This is a genomic window from Burkholderia sp. PU8-34, from assembly GCF_053427725.1.
Genome location: NZ_JBSAXC010000004.1, coordinates 211,171 through 228,577 on the forward strand (window position 1 = coordinate 211,171; position 17,407 = coordinate 228,577).

Annotated in this window: 15 protein-coding genes; 6 read left to right on the top strand and 9 right to left on the bottom strand. The window is 67.6% G+C overall.

What is annotated here, in order from left to right:
* Positions 1 to 68: 68 nt before the first annotated feature.
* Genes hpaE through ACV22Z_RS12320 form a run of 3 tightly spaced genes read right to left on the bottom strand, consistent with a single transcriptional unit; the run spans position 69 to position 3,005 of the window.
* Positions 69 to 1,532 carry a 5-carboxymethyl-2-hydroxymuconate semialdehyde dehydrogenase gene (hpaE, locus tag ACV22Z_RS12310; protein ID WP_448076578.1) on the bottom strand — a complete coding sequence of 488 codons (1,464 nt, stop codon included), beginning with the start codon at positions 1,530 to 1,532 and terminating at the stop codon, positions 69 to 71.
* Positions 1,533 to 1,554: 22 nt separating this feature from the next.
* The gene (locus ACV22Z_RS12315; RefSeq protein ID WP_448076579.1) at positions 1,555 to 2,319 is read right to left on the bottom strand and encodes a fumarylacetoacetate hydrolase family protein; all 765 of its coding nucleotides are present in this window, start codon (positions 2,317 to 2,319) and stop codon (positions 1,555 to 1,557) included.
* Positions 2,316 to 3,005 (bottom strand): fumarylacetoacetate hydrolase family protein, encoded by a 690-nt coding sequence (locus ACV22Z_RS12320; protein ID WP_448076580.1) that lies wholly within the window; start codon positions 3,003 to 3,005, stop codon positions 2,316 to 2,318. Before ACV22Z_RS12320 ends, ACV22Z_RS12315 begins: the two co-directional genes overlap by 4 nt.
* A 152-nt stretch (positions 3,006 to 3,157) precedes the next feature.
* Here ACV22Z_RS12320 and hpaR point away from each other — a divergent pair, with 152 nt between their 5' ends.
* The gene (gene hpaR / locus ACV22Z_RS12325) at positions 3,158 to 3,607 is read left to right on the top strand and encodes a homoprotocatechuate degradation operon regulator HpaR (RefSeq protein ID WP_448076881.1); all 450 of its coding nucleotides are present in this window, start codon (positions 3,158 to 3,160) and stop codon (positions 3,605 to 3,607) included.
* 10 nt (positions 3,608 to 3,617) lie between these two features.
* On the opposite strand, the gene ACV22Z_RS12330 is transcribed toward hpaR, so the two are convergent.
* A complete protein-coding gene (locus ACV22Z_RS12330; RefSeq protein WP_448076581.1) occupies positions 3,618 to 4,829 on the bottom strand; it encodes an SDR family oxidoreductase in 1,212 nt (403 codons plus the stop codon).
* Between the two features lie 654 nt (positions 4,830 to 5,483).
* Between ACV22Z_RS12330 and ACV22Z_RS12335 the strand changes: the two genes are divergently transcribed.
* Both ACV22Z_RS12335 and ACV22Z_RS12340 read left to right on the top strand, forming a co-directional pair.
* Positions 5,484 to 5,831, top strand: a complete 348-nt coding sequence (locus tag ACV22Z_RS12335; protein WP_448076582.1) for a DUF3564 family protein — start codon at positions 5,484 to 5,486, stop codon at positions 5,829 to 5,831.
* Between the two features lie 422 nt (positions 5,832 to 6,253).
* Complete coding sequence (locus ACV22Z_RS12340) at positions 6,254 to 8,053, top strand: peptidoglycan D,D-transpeptidase FtsI family protein (protein WP_448076583.1); 1,800 nt, start codon at positions 6,254 to 6,256, stop codon at positions 8,051 to 8,053.
* Between the two features lie 166 nt (positions 8,054 to 8,219).
* Here the strand turns inward: ACV22Z_RS12340 and ACV22Z_RS12345 are convergent, their stop codons facing one another.
* From ACV22Z_RS12345 to ACV22Z_RS12360, 4 genes are all read right to left on the bottom strand, one after another.
* Positions 8,220 to 9,941, bottom strand: coding sequence for a cation:proton antiporter domain-containing protein (locus ACV22Z_RS12345; protein WP_448076584.1), 1,722 nt, complete (start codon positions 9,939 to 9,941; stop codon positions 8,220 to 8,222).
* Between the two features lie 113 nt (positions 9,942 to 10,054).
* Positions 10,055 to 11,518, bottom strand: a complete 1,464-nt coding sequence (locus ACV22Z_RS12350) for a c-type cytochrome (protein ID WP_448076585.1) — start codon at positions 11,516 to 11,518, stop codon at positions 10,055 to 10,057.
* Entirely contained in the window at positions 11,515 to 13,293 is a 1,779-nt protein-coding gene (locus ACV22Z_RS12355) for a GMC family oxidoreductase (RefSeq protein WP_448076586.1), read from the bottom strand. Before ACV22Z_RS12355 ends, ACV22Z_RS12350 begins: the two co-directional genes overlap by 4 nt.
* Entirely contained in the window at positions 13,293 to 14,033 is a 741-nt protein-coding gene (locus tag ACV22Z_RS12360; RefSeq protein ID WP_448076587.1) for a gluconate 2-dehydrogenase subunit 3 family protein, read from the bottom strand. The genes ACV22Z_RS12355 and ACV22Z_RS12360 overlap by 1 nt, the downstream gene beginning before the upstream one ends.
* 426 nt (positions 14,034 to 14,459) lie before the next feature.
* Between ACV22Z_RS12360 and ACV22Z_RS12365 the strand changes: the two genes are divergently transcribed.
* The gene (locus ACV22Z_RS12365; RefSeq protein WP_448076588.1) at positions 14,460 to 14,738 is read left to right on the top strand and encodes an RNA 2'-phosphotransferase; all 279 of its coding nucleotides are present in this window, start codon (positions 14,460 to 14,462) and stop codon (positions 14,736 to 14,738) included.
* A 51-nt stretch (positions 14,739 to 14,789) separates the two neighbouring features.
* Here ACV22Z_RS12365 and ACV22Z_RS12370 read toward each other — a convergent pair whose 3' ends face one another.
* Positions 14,790 to 15,206 (bottom strand): DUF3995 domain-containing protein, encoded by a 417-nt coding sequence (locus ACV22Z_RS12370; RefSeq protein WP_448076589.1) that lies wholly within the window; start codon positions 15,204 to 15,206, stop codon positions 14,790 to 14,792.
* Positions 15,207 to 15,579: 373 nt separating this feature from the next.
* Between ACV22Z_RS12370 and ACV22Z_RS12375 the strand changes: the two genes are divergently transcribed.
* On the top strand, positions 15,580 to 16,014 hold the full coding sequence (locus tag ACV22Z_RS12375; protein WP_448076590.1) for a hypothetical protein: 435 nt from the start codon (positions 15,580 to 15,582) through the stop codon (positions 16,012 to 16,014).
* 125 nt (positions 16,015 to 16,139) lie between these two features.
* Positions 16,140 to 17,255: an alanine dehydrogenase gene (ald, locus tag ACV22Z_RS12380; RefSeq protein ID WP_448076591.1), complete on the top strand. Its 1,116-nt coding sequence runs from the start codon at positions 16,140 to 16,142 to the stop codon at positions 17,253 to 17,255.
* Positions 17,256 to 17,407 lie beyond the last annotated feature (152 nt).

Consider the following 17,407-nt stretch of genomic DNA (forward strand, 5'->3'; position numbering starts at 1 on the left):
CAGTCCCGCGGCCGTCGCAACGCCGGCTACGGAGTCGTTCTGTCAAGCGATGCAGAGGCGCGCGCCCCTTACAGCCCCCAGCGCGGAATGTGATGCGAACCCATCGAGATGCAGACGTTCTTGATCTCCGCGAACACCTCGAAGCTGTATTCGCCGCCTTCGCGCCCGGTGCCCGACTCCTTCACGCCGCCGAACGGCTGGCGCAGGTCGCGCACGTTCTGGCTGTTGACGAACACCATCCCGGCTTCAATGCCGCGTGCGAGGCGATGCACCTTGCCGATGTCCTGGGTCCAGATGTACGACGCGAGGCCGTAGCTCGTGTCGTTCGCGAGCCGCAGCCCTTCGTCCTCATCCTCGAACGGAATCAGGCACGCGACCGGCCCGAAAATCTCCTCCTGCGCGATGCGCATCCGGTTGTCGACGTCCGCGAACACGGTCGGCCGCACGAAGTTGCCGTTCTGCAGGTGCGCGGGCAGGTTCGCCGGCTTGTCGGCGCCGCCCGCGACGATGCGCGCGCCTTCCTGCTCGCCGATGCGGATGTAGCCCGTCACCTTCTCCCAGTGCGCGCGCGTGATCATCGCGCCGAGCTGGGTCGCATGATCGGCCGGATCGCCGACCACGAGATTGTTCGCGCGGCGCGCGAATTCCTGCACGAAGCGGTCGTAGATCGAGCGCTGCACGAAGATCCTCGAGCCCGCGGTGCAGCGTTCGCCGTTGATCGAGAAGATCGTGAACAGCGATGCATCGAGCGCGCGGTCGAAGTCCGCATCGTCGAAGATCAGCACCGGCGACTTGCCGCCAAGTTCCATCGAATACTTCTTGAGACCGGCCCGCTCGATGATCTTCTTGCCCGTGACCGTGCCGCCGGTAAACGACACCGCACGCACGTCCGGATGCCGCACGAGCGCGTCGCCGGCGGTTGCGCCATAACCCTGCACGACGTTCAGCACGCCGGGCGGAATGCCGGCCTCGAGCGCGAGCCGGCCGAGCTGGTCGGCAGTCAGCGGCGACAGCTCGGACATCTTCAGCACCGCGGTGTTGCCGAGCGCGAGACACGGCGCGGTCTTCCACGTCGCGGTCATGAACGGCACGTTCCACGGCGACACCAGCGCGCACACGCCGACCGGCTGGTACAGCGTGTAGTTCAGCATCTGGTCGTCGACCGGGTACGTGCGGCCGTTCATCTGCACGCACACTTCCGCGAAGAAATTGAAGTTCTCCGACGCGCGCGGAATCAGCTGCTTGCTCGTCTGCGCGATCGGCAGGCCCGTGTCCTGCGTCTCGAGCGCCGCGAGCATCGGCACGTTCTTCTCGATCAGCTCGCCGAGCTTGCGCATCAGCTTCGCGCGCTCCTTCGCGGGCGTGTTCGCCCACTTCGGGAACGCTTCCTTCGCCGCGCGCACCGCTGCGTCGACCTCGGCCTCGCCGCCCGACGCGACTTCGGCGATCACGTCGCCCGTCGCGGGATTCAGCGTGGTGAACGTGTCGCGGCTCGCGACTTCGCGCCCGCCGATCCAGTGCTTGATGGTCATCTGCTCTCCTTGTGCGGCGGGCTCAGCCGGCGCGGTAGTAGTCTGCTTCGCCGACGATCGTGTTCACAAGCCGGCCGATGCCTTCGATTTCCGTGACGACCTCGTCGCCCGGGCGCGTGTCCGCGAGCCCTTCGGGCGTGCCCGTCAGGATCAGGTCGCCCGGCGCGAGCGTCATGAAGCCGCTGATGTGCTCGATCAGCGACGGCACGTCGAAGATCATGTCGCGCGTGCTGCCGCGCTGCGTCTGCTGGCCGTTGACCGTCGTGCGCAGCGCGAGGTCGCCCGCGTCGCCGATCTCGTCGCGGCTGACGAGCCACGGCCCGAGCGGCGTGCAGGTGTCGCGGTTCTTTACGCGCAGGTTCGGTCGGTAATAGTTCTCTAGGTAATCGCGGATCGCATAGTCGTTCGCGACCGTATAGCCGGCGACGTAGTCGAGCGCCTGCGCGCGGCGCACGCCGCGCGCAGGGCGGCCGATCACGACCGCGAGTTCGCACTCGTAATGCATGTGCGTCGCGTCGGCAGGCCGCACGGTGCGCGACCGGTGGCCGATGAACGTGTTCGGCCCCTTCAGGAAGATCAGCGGTTCGCTCGGCGCGTTGAACGCGAGCTCCTTCGCATGGTCGGCATAGTTGAGGCCGAGCGCGAACGTCGTGCGCGGCGCGACGGGCGGCAGCCAGACCACGACGTCTTCGGCGACGACCCGCCCCGTATCGATGCGGATCAGGCCGTCGCCGGCCGGCTCGGCCACGTGCAGTGCGCCGTTGTAGATCACGCGTGCGGTTTTCATCGGGCGTCCTCCGCGACCAACGCATGCCACAACGTGCCGATGCCGTCCGCGGCGATCTCGATCCGGCTGCCGGCCTTCGCGCGCGGCGCGCCGCCCGGCACGCCGAGCAGCAGCACATCGCCGGCGTCGAACGACATGAAGGCCGACACATCGGCGATCAACTGTCGCACCGGCCGGATCAGCGTGGCCGTCGACGCGGCCAGCACTTCGGCGCCGTCGATGCGCACGCTCAGCCGGATCGCATCGACGTCCGCGAGCGCGCCGGCCGGCACGATCGCCGGGCCGAGCGGACAAAAGCCGTCACGGCACTTGTAGCGCACGGCCGGACGATAGTAGTCGGGGTGCGGCACCGACACGTCGCTGGCGAGCGTGAAGCCGTGCACGTAGTCGAGCGCCTGTGCGGCCGCCACGCGGGTCGCGCGGCGGCTGAACACGACGGCCACCGACGCGCCGATCTCCAGCGCATCGACGCCGGCCGGCACCGCGACCGCCGAGCCGTCAGGCACAACGGTGTTGGCGGGCTTGATGTAGAGAACCGGCGCCTGCGGCGGCCGGCCGTAAGGCGGCTGATGCGTCGCATCGCCAAGCGCGTCGAGCGCGGCGCGCTCGTTGAGCAGCGCGCCGTAGACGGTACCGATCGCGACCGGCAGCGGCGGCGCCGCGGCGGTCGTGCAGGACAGCTCCATGCGTCATTCCCCTGCCGCGCGTCGCGGCGCATCGTCAATACTTAACATCTTAAGTAAACAATCGGACGCCGACAACCTCGATTACCCTGATAGCCGAATTTCGTCACAACCGCCTGTTAAGATTGGCGCGTCCCGTCCACCCGCTCATGTCGATGAACCGTACGCTCGATCACCGCAATCTGGCCATGCTGCTGCTCGAAGCCCGCGAAACGCTGATGGGGCTGTTCCGCCCCATTCTCAAGGAATTTGCGTTGACCGAGCAGCAATGGCGGATCATCCGCGTGCTCGACGGCGAGCCGTCCAATGCGCTCGAAGCGGGACAGATCGCGCGGCGCTGCTGCATCCTGAGCCCGAGCCTGACCGGCGTGCTGGAACGGATGGAGCGCGATGGCCTGATCAAGCGGACGCGCGCGCAGGAAGACCAGCGCAGGCTGCTCGTCAGCCTGACGCCGCAAAGCCGGAAGCTGGTCACGGAGATCGGGCCGCGCATCGACGAGCAGTACCGGTTGCTCGAGGAGCGCTTCGGCCCGGCGGCGCTCGACGACATCTACCGCGCGCTCGACCGGCTGATCGAGTTCGGCAACAGCCCGTCGTCGTCCTGAGCCGCGCGCGTCAGCGCGCGGCGCTGCGCATCAGTTCGGTCACCGCGACGCCGCGCGACGTGCGCATGCATTCCTCGACGTAGTCGATGAACGGCAGCGGCTCGAAATCGATTTCGTCGCGCACGCGGCGGTTGTCGAACACGCGGTCGACCGTCGCAAACTCCGCGAAACGCTGCAGCGCCTTGCCGATCACGCGCTCGAGCGCCGGAACGGCACGCCCCAGCACGTCGCGCACGACGAGCGGCAGATCCGCCGGTGCGCACGCCGCGTAGCGCGGCGCCCCCGTCATCCCCGCCGCCTCGTCCATCGCGCGCATGATCTGCGCGACCATCGGCGCTTCGTCGCCCGCCGACACGTGATACACGTCGTGCGCGAGCGCCGGCTTGACGGCCAGCAGCATCGTCGCGCGTGCGACGTCGTCGACCGACACGATGTCGATGCGCGTCATCGGCCGCGCCGTGTAGCGGCGCGCCGCGTGCGCGAGACGGAACACCCAGAACGCATTCGGCGCGGGCCGCGTGCCGAGCACCGTATGGCCGACGACATGCGACGGGCGCACGACGACCAGCGGCAGCCCGAGCGCGCGCAGCCGCTGCTCCGTATCGCCTTTCGCCCGCAGATAGTCGGCGGCGAGCACGGCGCCCGCGAGCGGTGTGGACGGCCACCCGGCTGCATCGGTCGTGTCGGCCTCGATCTCCTCATGCACCATGCCGCCGTTGCCGCCGCGCACGAACGCGGTGCCGATATACACGAAGCGCTGCAGGAAAGGCACTCGCGCAAACTGCTCGGCAAAGCGCAGCGAATCGTCGGCGTCGGCCTGCAGGCGCGCGCTGTCCGTCAGCGACGGATGGCCCGCGCAGTGGATCACGTGCGTCGCCTGCGCGAGGCGCGACGCGTCGGCGCCCTGCCAGACGTCGCCGAGCCCGCCGACGATCACGTTCGCGCCGGTCAGGCGCGACGCCCAGTACGGCGCCAGCCCCGCGCGCAGCGCGGCCTCGCGCAGCCGCGCGACCGCATGGCCGCGGTCCTGCGCGCGCACGACGCAGACGACGCGATCGAGCAGCCCTGCGTTGACGAGCGCCGTCAGCACGGTGCTGCCGATGAAGCCGGTGGCCCCCGTCAGCACCAGCCGCCCGACGTTGGCGGCCGCAACCGGCGCGCTGGACGGCGAGACGAGGCTCGTGCGCCAGTTGAGCGACAAGGCGGTTTTCCAGATCAGCATGGAAGTCTCCTTCGAAAGATCGGCCTGGCGGCGCGATGCGCGTGACACTGGGCACGCGCGCTTGCCTGCCGGCGGCCGCATGGTGCGCTCCGGCGTCCCGGCGGCCCGATGTCCGCCATGCAAGTGCGTCGGCACGACGCACGCAGACGGGGCCGCCAACGCATGTCGCGGTGCAGGATCGGGACACTGCAGTGTGGGGCCGGATCGGGAACAAGTCTGTTCCGAAAGTTTCGTGAAAGTGTGGCGATTTGTGTGCGGATTGTCTGAGTGTGTGGATCGGGGCGCGTACACGCTGCCCGACGCGATTCACAGTCCGCGTCGCGGGGTGTCAAATTTCTGAAATATGTCGTCGATAGCGTGGAGCCATCCACGCGCCGCGCCGCATCTCGCCGCCGGAACAGGCGCGACACATCGACGCGTGCCGCCTGACGCCCCGCCGTGCCACGGCAACGCGTCACGCGGCACCGTTCCGCCCGCAGCCGCCTGCAGCGGGCGTCACACGACAGGCGGGCTTTCGTCTGACGTCATTTCATATGGAATGCCAATGCGCACGGACATTATTTATTGCGCATTGCGTCTTGCGTTTCACCGCAGTCTATCTAGACTGGTCAAGTCTAAACGGTCGAATGAGTCATTTTTATAGGAGACGATCCAATGCGCCTCACCATTCGGATTAATGGTAGCGAAGCAGCGACCCGGCAGTCCTTTGCAGTGCTGTGGGTCGACACCGACGAAGGGCTGTGGTCTCGCGAGGCACATCAGGGTATCGATCTTCCGACCTGGGGTAAGGTCAAGGACGTCGAGGGCGCAATGGCGCTCTGCGCAGCCGACGACGGGAAAGCCGTCTGCAAGCTGCAAGGGCTGTCGTTCGACGCGGTACAGCGCGAACAGGGCACAGCCGTGCTGTCGGGCGAGCACGCAAAAGGTGCATGGCGACTGCAGGCAATCGATACTTGTACGATCCAGCCGGAATACAAGGAATTTATTTCCGTTGATCGATAGATATTTTTGACCTGTATTGTCTGCGGGTTTCGGGTTTATTCCAGTTTTATCGAAATTCTTTCCGCTTCCGAGATTAACGACGCCCCCACGGGGGCGTTTTTAATTGGCCCGAATTCATTCAATCGGGGTCGAATGGAAAACGCCGGCGCACGTCGCCGGCATATCCCCCTGGCCGCTCACGCCACGGCATGCACCATCGCCGTGCATGCATTTCCTGCCCCGCCGCGCCCCGCTTCTCCGCTTCCCCCACTACACCCCTCGCCTCCGCCTCCGCCTCCGCGATCGTCCGCCGGTTCGCGGTCCGGTCTTGCGCCGATCCGGTATCAAGAATCACACTTTCCCCACACAACGATTACTCCTTTATTACAATCGCATAATTCATACTGACAGTTTGCCGCCACGCGGCTCGATCCAGCCCTCGCATGAGCGTGAAAAAGAAGACCCATCCTGCCGACCCATACACATCGGCGACCAAGAATCCCATGCTGGCGTCGCGCCTGCCGATGTGGCGCTCGAAGTTCGTCGTGATCCTCGTGTTCCTCGCGTTCGCCGCGCTGATGGCGCGCGCGTTCTGGGTCCAGGTCGCCAACCAGGCGTTCTACGTCGGCCAGGGTCAGAAGCGTTACCAGCGCACGATCGAACTCGACGCGATGCGCGGCGGCATCGTCGACCGCAACGGCGCGATGCTTGCCGTCAGCCTGTCGACCTATGAAATCTGGGCGAACCCGAAGCAGGTCGCCGAGACCGACTACCCGCAGATCGCGAAGCTGCTCGACATGCCGCTCGCCGAGGTGAAGCGCCGCCTGCGCAACGGCCGCACGTTCGTGCTGCTCAAGCGCCAGATCGACGTCGACACCGCGAGCCGTCTCGACAAGCTGGCGATCGAGGGCGTCACGCAAATCGCCGATTCGAAGCGCTACTACCCCGAAGGCGAATCGGCCGCGCACGTGGTCGGCTTCACGAACATCGAGGACAAGGGTCAGGAAGGCGTCGAACTCGCCGCCAACGGGCCGTTGTCGGGCACCGCCGGGCAGCGCGAGGTGATCCGCGACCGGCTCGGCCGCATCATCTCGGACACGCGGCCCCTCGTGCCCGCGCAGCACGGCGCGACGATCGAGCTGACGATCGATCGCCGCATCCAGCAGCTCGCGTACAGCCAGCTCAAGGCCGCGGTGCTCGAGAACAACGCGCAGGCCGGCAGCGTCGTCGTGCTCGATGCGCAGAACGGCGAGATCCTGGCCCTCGCGAACTATCCGACCTTCGATCCGAACGACCGCGCGCGCCTGACCGGCCAGCAGTTGCGCAACCGCGCGGTGATCGACACGTTCGAGCCGGGCTCGACGATCAAGCCGCTCGTCGTCGCGCTGTCGATCGACGAGCGCAAGGTGACGCCGAACACGATCATCAACACGTCGCCCGGCACCTACAAGATCGGCCCGGCCGTGATCCACGACACGTCCAATCACGGCTCGCTGACCGTCTCGCAGGCGCTGCAGAAGTCGAGCAACGTCGCGCTCGCGAAGCTTGCGCTGAACCTGCCCGCCGAGACGATCTGGGACAAGTATCAGGAATACGGGATCGGCCGCGCGCCGGAACTGACGTTCCCCGGCGTCGCGTCGGGCCGGTTGCGCGGATACAAGCGCTGGCGGCCGATCGAGCAGGCGACGATGGCGTATGGCTACGGGCTGTCGATGTCGCTGCTGCAGATCGCGCAGATGTACACCGCGTACGCCGGCGACGGCACGCTACATCCGGTGTCGCTGCTGAAGAACGGCACCGACAAGCAAACGCTCGACGCGCACCGCGGCCATCGCGTGACGACGCCGCAGACGGCGGCGGCGATCCGCTCGATGCTCGAGATGGCGGTCGGCGAAGGCGGCACCGGACGCCGCGCGCGCGTCGACGGCTACCGGATCGGCGGCAAGACCGGCACGGCCCGCAAGCAAGTCGGCAAGTCGTACGCGCAGGGCAAGTACCGTGCGCTGTTTGCCGGGATGGCGCCGATGAGCAACCCGCGCCTGATCGTCGCGGTGATGATCGACGAGCCGCGCGGCAAGGGGTATTACGGCGGCACGGTCGCAGGCCCCGTGTTCTCGTCGGTCACGAGCGGCTCGCTGCAGTTGCTCGGCGTGCCGCCTGACACCCCCGTCGAGGCGGACAAGCTCGCCCCGCCGAAACCCGCGGTGCAGACGCAGGCGGCGGTGCCGTCGACGCGTTCGTAAGTGCCGATCGTCGCCAGTCGCGCCAGCGAAACCCGCGATACTGGCGACATCGGCCGCTCCGGCAACACCGACGGATCGCGCTTCATGCCATGCCGATACGGCGCGACCTCCAACGCGTGCCGGCTGCATGCTGCACAGATTCGGCCGGGCGGCGGCCGCCGCGCGGTCAATGTGAATGCGCGACCGCGGCCGGCTTCGTCATCCTGCCGAGCACATGGTCGGTCATCCCGCGCGCAAGCTCCGTCTCGCCCATGAACACAGTGCCGACGCCCTCGCTCGCGAGCAGCGCGGCTTCGTCGCCGCTGTTCGTACACAGCACGACTTCGAGCGAAGGATTGAGCGTGTGCGAAATGTCGACGATCTGCCGCACGTCGAACACGTCCGGCAGCGTGACGACCAGCATCCCCGCGCGCGCGATGTGCGCCTGCACGAGCACGATCGGCTCGACCGCATCGCCGGACACCGCCGCAACGCCGTCGGCGCGCAGCTTCTCGACGAGCTCGCGGTTCTGCTCGACGACGACATACGCGATCTTGCGCTCGTCGAGCGCCTGCGCGATCCGCGCGCCGACCTTCCCGTAGCCGACGATCACGACCTGCCCGGTCAGGTGCGTCTGCGGCGTGGACATCGGCAGCGCGGCGAGCGGATCGTCGCGTGCGTCGAGCCGCCGCGCGAACGCCGAATGCTTGCGGATCCACGCGAGCGCGGGATCGATCGCGGCGAACGCGAGCGAATTCAGCGCGATCGAGATCAGCGCGACCGCCAGGATCAGGTTCTGGCCCTCCGGCGACAGCAGCCCGAGCGAATGCCCGAGCCCGGCGAGGATGAACGAGAACTCGCCGATCTGCGCCAGGCCCGCGCCGACGATCAGCGCGGTATTGAGCGGGTAGCGGAACGCGAGCACCAGCGCGACCGCCGCGAGCGTCTTGCCGACCAGCACGATCGCCGCGACCTCGATCACGTGCAGCGGCTCGTCCAGCAGCACCTTCGGGTCGAACAGCATGCCGACCGAGATGAAGAACAGCACCGAGAACGCGTCGCGCAGCGGCAGCGTCTCGTCGGCCGCGCGCCGGCTGAACTCGGATTCGCGCATCATCATCCCGGCGAAGAACGCGCCGAGCGCAAACGACACGTCGAACAGCTTCGCCGCGCCGAACGCGATGCCGACCGCCGCCGCGATCATGCACAGCGTGAACAGCTCGCGCGAGCCGGTGCGCGCAACGAGCCACAGGATGCGCGGAAACACCCGCTTGCCGACGACGAGCATCAGCGCGATGAATGCCGCCACCTTCAGCATCGTGACGCCGAGCGTGCCCCACAGGCTGCCGCCGGCCGCCTCCGCGCCGCCGGGCGGCGTGCCGCCAAGCAGCCCCGCGACGGGCGGCAGCAGCACCAGCACGAGCACCATCACGAGATCCTCGACGACCAGCCAGCCGACCGCGATGCGCCCGTTCACCGACTCGACGAGCCCGCGACCCTCGAGCGCGCGCAGCAGCACGACCGTGCTCGCGACCGACAACGCGAGACCGAACACGAGTGCCGCGCCAATGTTCCAGCCCCACAGCAGCGCAAGCCCGCCACCGAGCGCCGTCGCGACCGAGATCTGCACGATCGCGCCGGGCAGCGCGATCTTGCGCACCGCGAGCAGGTCGCCGATCGAAAAATGCAGCCCGACGCCGAACATCAGCAGCATCACGCCGACCTCGGCAAGCTGCTGCGCGAGCGACAAATCGCCGACGAAGCCCGGCGTGCCGGGGCCGATCACGATCCCGGCCAGCAGATAGCCGACCAGCGGCGGCATTTTCAGCAGCGATGCGAGATAACCGAAGATCATCGCGAGACCGAAACCGGCCGCGAGCAAAGCAATCAGGCTGACGTCATGAGGCATCCCCCCTCCCTTGAATGCGTAACCGTTTAGTAAGGTTCAAGGATAAGGGATGAGGCGGGAGAAATGGCGCGCCGCCGCGAAAAATTCACGGGCGGCGGCGTGGGAGCGGACGCTCAACGAGCCGCTTGCGGGAACCGCGCGCCCGGCGGCGGCTCGGGCCGCGTGCCCGGCGTCGCCTTGCGCACCTTCGCGACCTGCGCGGCGGTGACGGGCGAGCCCGTATTGCCCCAGCTCGTGCGCACGAAGTTCGCGACGTCCGCGACTTCCTGATCCGACAGACGCCAGCCGAACGGCGGCATCGTGAACGTCGACGGCGCGGTGTGCGTGCCCTTCAGCGCGCTGCCCGACAGCACGACGTGGATCACCGAAGTCGGATCGTCGCCCTGCAGGACCGGGTTGCCGCCGAGCGCCGGGAACACGCGCGTATAGCCGCGGCCGTCGCTGCGATGGCAGGCCATGCAGTTGTCGCGGTAGACCGCCGCGCCCGGCTTGCTCGCGTCGCCGGTCTGCAGCGCGTGCGCGGCCGCCGCGTCGTACGCGTACGGCGTCTCGCCCTGCACCTTCGGCGGCAGCGTCTTCAGGTAGCGCGCGATCGCCGTGAGGTCGTCGTCGGTCAGGTGCTGCATGCTGTGGCCGACCACGTCCGTCATCCCGCCGAATGCCGCGGTGCGCTCCGTACGGCCGGTCTTCAGGAACTGCACGATTTCCGCTTCCGTCCAGGCGCCGAACCCGGTGCGCGGCTCGCCGCGCAGGCTCGTCGGCACCCAGCCGTCGATCGCGGCGCCGCCGGCCAGGTAGTCCGGCCCGTCCGCGTCGGTCAGCCCGCGCTCCTGCATCGTCGGCGCGCGCGGCGTGTGGCATGCGCCGCAGTGGCCGAGGCCCTGCACGAGGTACGCGCCGCGCGCGAGAACCGGGTCGGTGTACGGCGCGGCATCGAACGGCTTCGGCGCCGGCGCGAACAGCTTGCGCCAGAACCCGAGCGGCCAGCGCATCGACAGCGGCCACACGATGTCGACCGCGCGGTTTTCCCGCTGCACAGGCGTGACGCCGTGCATGAAGTACGCATACAGCGCCTTCACGTCGTTGTCGGTGAGGCGCGCGTACGACGGATACGGCATCGCCGGATACAGCGTGTCGCCGTTCTTGCGCACGCCCGCGCGCAGCGCGCGGTCGAACTCGTCGAGCGTCCATCCGCCGAGGCCCGTCTTCGGGTCCGGCGTGATGTTCGTCGAGTAAATCGCGCCGATCGGCGTGTCGAACTTCAGCCCGCCCGCGAACGGCTTGCCGCCGCTCGCGGTGTGGCACGCGACGCAGTCGCCCGCGCGGGCCAGATACGCGCCGCGGGCAACGAGCGCATCCGCGGATTGCGGCGCGGCAGCAGCAGCCGGAGCCGGAGCCGGAGCCGGAGCCGGAGCCGATGCTGCCGCCGATGCAGCAGCTGTGACAGCCGGTTGCGTGGCCGCCGTTGCGACGCCGCTGGCGAAGCTCACGGCTAGCCATGCCGTGCCGCACGCGATCGCGCGCGCCACACGGTGCGCGTTCGCCGCGCGCGCGTTGTGAATCACGATCGTCTTCATACGGTCACCAGCGGAGCGGGGTTTTTCAGGTAGTGCTCGCGGATCGCGCGCGCCGACCAGTAGGCCAGCGCCGCGATGATCCCGGTCGGGTTGTAGCCGATGCCCTGCGGCAGCGCCGACGCGCCCATCACGAACACGTTGTGCACGTCCCAGCTCTGCAGATAGCGGTTGAGCACGCTCGTCTTCGGATCGGTGCCCATCACCGCGCCGCCGACGAGGTGGGTCGTCTGGTACTGGCGCGAATCGAAGTGCTTGCCGAACTCGCGCGTCGACACGCCGATCGCCTTCGGCCCCATCGCCTCCGCGATCTTCTTCATCTGGCCGGTCACGTACTGCGCCATCTTGATGTCGTTGTCCTTCCAGTCGAACGTCATCCGCAGCAGCGGCTGGCCGTACGAATCGCGATAGGTCGGATCGAGATCGAGATACACGTCGCGGTACGACATGTTCGTGCCGTGCGCGTCCATCGACACCGTGTGCGCGTAGTTGTCCTTGACCGCCTTCTTCCACGCCGAGCCCCACTGCGGCGTGCCGGGCGGCGTCGCAATGCCGCTGATCGGTTTCACGCCCGCCTGGTTCACCCACAGCGGCGATCCGCCGACGAAGCCGAGCGGCCCGTGGTCGAAGTTGTCCGCATTGAAGTCGTCGACCGCGACGCCGTTGCCGCCCGCGCCGATGAACGGGTTCGTATACGTGTCCTTGTCGAAGAACGCCTTGATCGTCGACAGGTTCTGGTACGCGAAATTGCGGCCCACGACACCCTCGCCCGAGATCGGGTCGTACGGCTTGCCGATGCCCGACAGCAGCAGCAGGTGCACGTTGTGATACTGGAACGCGGCGAGGATCACGAGGTCGGCCGGCTGCGACACCTCGCGCCCGGCCGGGTCGACATAGGTGACGCCCGTCGCGCGCTTCTTCGTGTCGTCGAGATCGACGCGCAGCACGTGGCACTTCGAGCGCAGCTCGAAGTTCGGCACCTGCTTCAGCGCGGGCAGGATGTTCAGGTTCGGCGACGCCTTCGAGTACATGTAGCATGCGTAGCCGCTGCAGTAGCCGCAGAAGTTGCACGGGCCCATCTGCACGCCGTACGGGTTCGTGTACGGCCCGGACGTATTGGCCGACGGCAGCCGGTACGGATGCAGGCCGAGCGATTTCGCCGCGTCGAAGAAGCGCTGCGCCGAATACGTATTGAGCTGCGCGGCCAGCGGGAAGTGGTCGCTGCGCGGCGCGTCGAACACGTTGCCGTCGCCCACCACCTTGCCGTTGACCTTGTACGCCTGCCCCGACGTGCCGAACACCTTCTCGGCGAAATCGAAGTACGGCTCCAGTTCGTCGTAGCTGACGCCCGTATCCTGGATCGTCATCCCTTCGGGGATGAACTTCTTGCCGTAGCGCTCTTCATAGTGGCTGCGCAGCCGCAGTTCTTCCGGCGCGATCCGGAAGTGCACGCCGGACCAGTGCAGGCCCGCGCCGCCGACGCCCTCGCCCGGCAGGAACGCCGCGAGCTGGCGGTACGGCAACGCCGTGTCCTGCACGCCATGGCGAATCGACACGGTGGTCTTCGACAGGTCGAGGAACAGCTTCTTGCGGATGTTGTAGGTCAGCTCGTCGATCGTGTTCGGATACGCGCCGTCCGGATACGTGTCGCGATATTCGCCGCGCTCGAGCGCGACCACGTTCAGGCCCGCTTCGGTCAGTTCCTTCGCGAGAATCGCGCCGGTCCAGCCGAAGCCGACGATGACCGCATCGACGTGCGGTTTTTTCTCTGCGGCCATCAGGTACGCTCCCCGTTGATCGAAACCGGCCCGTACGGATACGGCTTGCCGTTCTGGTTGACGAAATCCATGAAGTCCGCGCGCGCGCCGGGAAAACCGATCATCTTCCATGCAGCCATGCCGTGATTGCCGCCGTGGACCGGATCGCAGAAATACCCTTCGCGCGTGTTCTGCAGCAACTGGCCGAAGAACACGCCGGGCGGTACGTCGTCGATCTGCGCACTACCCTTCTCGAGCGCGCCGAGCACCGCGTCGCGCGTCGGCGCGTCGAGATCCGCGAACGCCTTGCCGTGGGTCTTCTCGCAGTAAGCGTTGACGGCCGCGATGCCGAGCCGGTAGATGTCGCGTGGCACGAGCTTCAGCTGGTAGCCGAGCTCCGGCACGCCCTGCTGGAACGGCCCCTGCATGTACCACAGCGCGCCGTGCGCATACGGCGTTTCCATCTGGCGATCGATGAACTCGGGCACGCCGGCCTCGAGCGCGCCGGGGCCTTCGGCGTCGGCGGGAATCAGGCGATCGGCCGCTGCCTGGACGAACGCCCATTCTTTGGCATCGAAGAAAGTCGGCTTGTACGGCGCGCGCGTGGCATCGCTCGACGCGGCAGGCGCGTTGCCGGCCGTCGTCGCGGAAGGCGACGACGAGCGCAGGTCGCAGCCGGCGAGCGTCGCGATCGGCACGAGCGCGACCGACGAGCGCAGGAAATGGCGGCGCGAGTTGGGTTTGTCGGGTGGCGTGGTCATGGTCGGATGATGATCGTTGGGGACAGCGCTTCGAACACGCACATGCAGCACGCGCCGTGCGCGGCGCGAGACGGTGGCGCGACGACGCGCCGGACCGCCCCTGTTCTTCCGTGTTGCGAACAACCTCGCTGCGGACGGCGGATTCGCACCGCTGGCGATCCCGCTTGCGTCCTGCAGCCGCTTTCGGCCCGATCCGTCGGACTCCAAAGCGTTTCGACCTCTAGCGTGTCTTTCGTCGGACAAATCCGCGCCAGTCGGCCCGAACCTGCCCGCCGTCGCCATGGCCCTTTTAACTTAGTCGCCGCCCTTGCCAACGGCAAGAACGACATGCGCGGCCCTCTGGACACCCTGGTCGACGGTGCGGCGAATTATATATGGAACCGGTTCCATATCGAGACATTTTGACGCAATTTATTGAATCGAAAATTGCAACAATCCGTAGCGGTTTGTGATGGGATGCACAAAGATGGAAAATTTGCGCGGTGGCGTCAGGAGACAGGCGCGCGTCATCACGTGCATCTGTTGCAGGACCTGAGCACGGCCATCGCAGTCGGCAAGCGCTACGGCAACCCGGTGGTGCTGGCGATCGACGCGCGCCGCATGCACGAACAGCGGTTCGCGTTCTTTCTGGCCGAGTACGGCGTGTGGCTTGCCGACGCGGTCCCTGCCGCGTTTCTGTCGGTGCTCGACACGCCTGCTGCCTGAACGACATGCTCGACGCCGCACCGCACAGCACGTCGAAGCGAATCGCCGCGCCTAGTTCGTCCAGAGCATCGATGCAATGGACAGCGACAGCACCACACACAGCGGCGAATAGCACAGCGTGTCCATCCGCGCGAACCGCGATCCGCGAATCCGTTTGAAAAACCCCACGTAGCGGAAGTCGCCGATCGCCCGCACCGCGAAAATCAGCGCGAGCGCGACGATCCCGAAGGCGATCACGCCCGGATGCAGGCTCGGCAGCAGCCAGCCGGCCCGCGCAGCGACCACGCAGGCGCTCGCGAACAGCGCCGCCGCAACCGCGAACGTGCCGGCTGCGCTCGGACGCAGCAGCGGTTTGCCATCGTGTTCGGGAATCGCCGCGCGCTTGCCCAAGCGTCCGCCGCACGCCCAGTACACGTGAACAAACGCAATCGCACACAGCGTCGGCACGCTGAAATACGCAGCGGTCATGGTCGGTCTGGCTCCTTGTCTCGTTCTATCTCGTTCTGTTTCGTTGCGTCCCGGCCCCGGCTCCGGCGCGCAACCGGCACACTGGCCGCGCCCCCGAGACGATACCGAAGTCGGATAGCCCGCGCATTGCGACGTCCGGTCGCAATGCGCAACTTTCCGCGGTTGGCGCGCAACCGGCCAACGCCGCACAGCAGCAAATTCTGCGTTGTACCCCGACCTCTCGGATCGTTCGTGCGCCGCACGCTTCGAACGGTCTGCGGCGGGCGCCGTCGCTGCTTGACTTCCGCCCACCCGCTACTACCCTTTTATTCCAGGACTGCAGTCGAGGGATGAAAGCGCAACCGCTCACACCTCCCTGCCGGAGGAACGGTTCATGAACGAAGCCCTCGAACGCCGCGCGCTGCTGCTGCATCTCGGCAGTGTGATGCGGACACTCAGTTGCCTGCTCGAAAGCGAGCGCGACGACGCGACGATCGGCGCGCTGACCGCCACGCGGCCGATGCTGGCCGACCTGCCACTGCTCGAACACGTGTTCGATCACATGACGGTGCGCGAATTCGCAAGCGCCGTGCTGCATGCGTTCTGCCTGTGGCCGCAGCAACTGCTCGATGCGCAGCTCGACCGCGATGCGCTCGCCGCGCCGGTCTGCGCGAAGCTGTTCGCCGGCAACCCGCGCGGCTGGACACGCTACACCGCGTCGCTCGCGGCCGACGTGCGGTGGTTCGGCGACGGCATCCAGCCGACCGAGACGCCGCCCGATCGAGCGGACCGAATCGAGCAGGCGGATCCGGTCGCGAAAACCGCGTGACGCGAACGGACGCGCAGGGTCGCGCACGCACGTGCGCGTCGCACGGTCGCGCCCGCATGCCGGCCGCGATGGCCGTGTACGTGTGCGCAAGACATTCCTATAACGAAGGCCCGTGGAGGTGACCCATGCTGATCGGTGTGCCGAAGGAGATCAAGAACCATGAATATCGCGTCGGGCTCACGCCGGCCGGCACGCGCGAACTGACCCGCCACGGACACCAGGTTCTGGTGCAGCGCAACGCAGGTACGGCAATCGGGCTGCACGACGACGACTACGCGGCCGCCGGCGCGACGCTGTGCGACAGCGCGCCGGAGCTGTTCGCGCGGGCCGACATGATCATCAAGGTCAAGGAGCCGCAGCCGGCCGAGTGCGCGATGCTGCGGCGCGGCCAGATGCTGTATGCATACTTGCATCTCGCGCCCGATCCCGAGCAGACGACGGCGCTCGTCAAGTCCGGCGCGGTATGCATCGCATACGAAACGGTGACCGCACCCGGCGGCGGCCTGCCGCTGCTCGCGCCGATGAGCGAGGTCGCGGGACGCATGTCGATCCAGGTTGCGGCGACGCATCTCGAGAGTCCGCGCGGCGGGATGGGCCTGCTGATGGCGGGTGTGCCCGGCGTGCCGGCCGCGCACGTCGTCGTGCTCGGCGCGGGCGTCGTCGGCACGGGCGCGCTGCAGATGGCGGTCGGCATGGGTGCGCAGGTCGTCGTGCTCGACAACAACGTCGGCCGCCTGCGCCAGCTCGACCTGATCTTCGGCAACCGGATCACGACGGTTTGTTCGAGCGCGCACACGATCGAGGAAGCCGTGCGCGACGCGGATGTCGTGATCGGCGCCGTGCTCGTGCCGGGCGCGTCGGCGCCGCGCCTCGTCACGCGCGACCTGATCGCGAAGATGCGCGCCGGCGCCGTCGTCGTCGATGTCGCGATCGACCAGGGCGGCTGCTTCGAGACCTCGCACCCGACCACGCATGCGGACCCCACCTTCGTCGTCGATGGCGTCGTCCACTACTGCGTCGCGAACATGCCGGGCGCGGTCGCGCGCACATCGACGTTCGCGCTGAACAACGCGACGATCGGCCACGCGATCGCGCTCGCGGACAAGGGCTGGAAACGCGCGATGACCGACGACGCGCATCTGCTGGCCGGCCTGAACGTATGCGACGGACACGTCACCTACGAAGCGGTCGCGCGGGCGCTCGGGATGCCGTACGTGCCTGCGGAGGACATGCTGGGCTGAGGGCTGAGGGCTGAGGGCTGAGGCTGACGGCGGGCTTGGCTTGGCTTGGCTTGGCTTGGCTTGGCTTGGCTGGGCTGGGCTTGGCTGGGCTGGGCTGGGCTGGGCTGGGCTGGGCTGGGCTGGGCTGGGCTGGGCTGGGCTGGGCTGGGCTG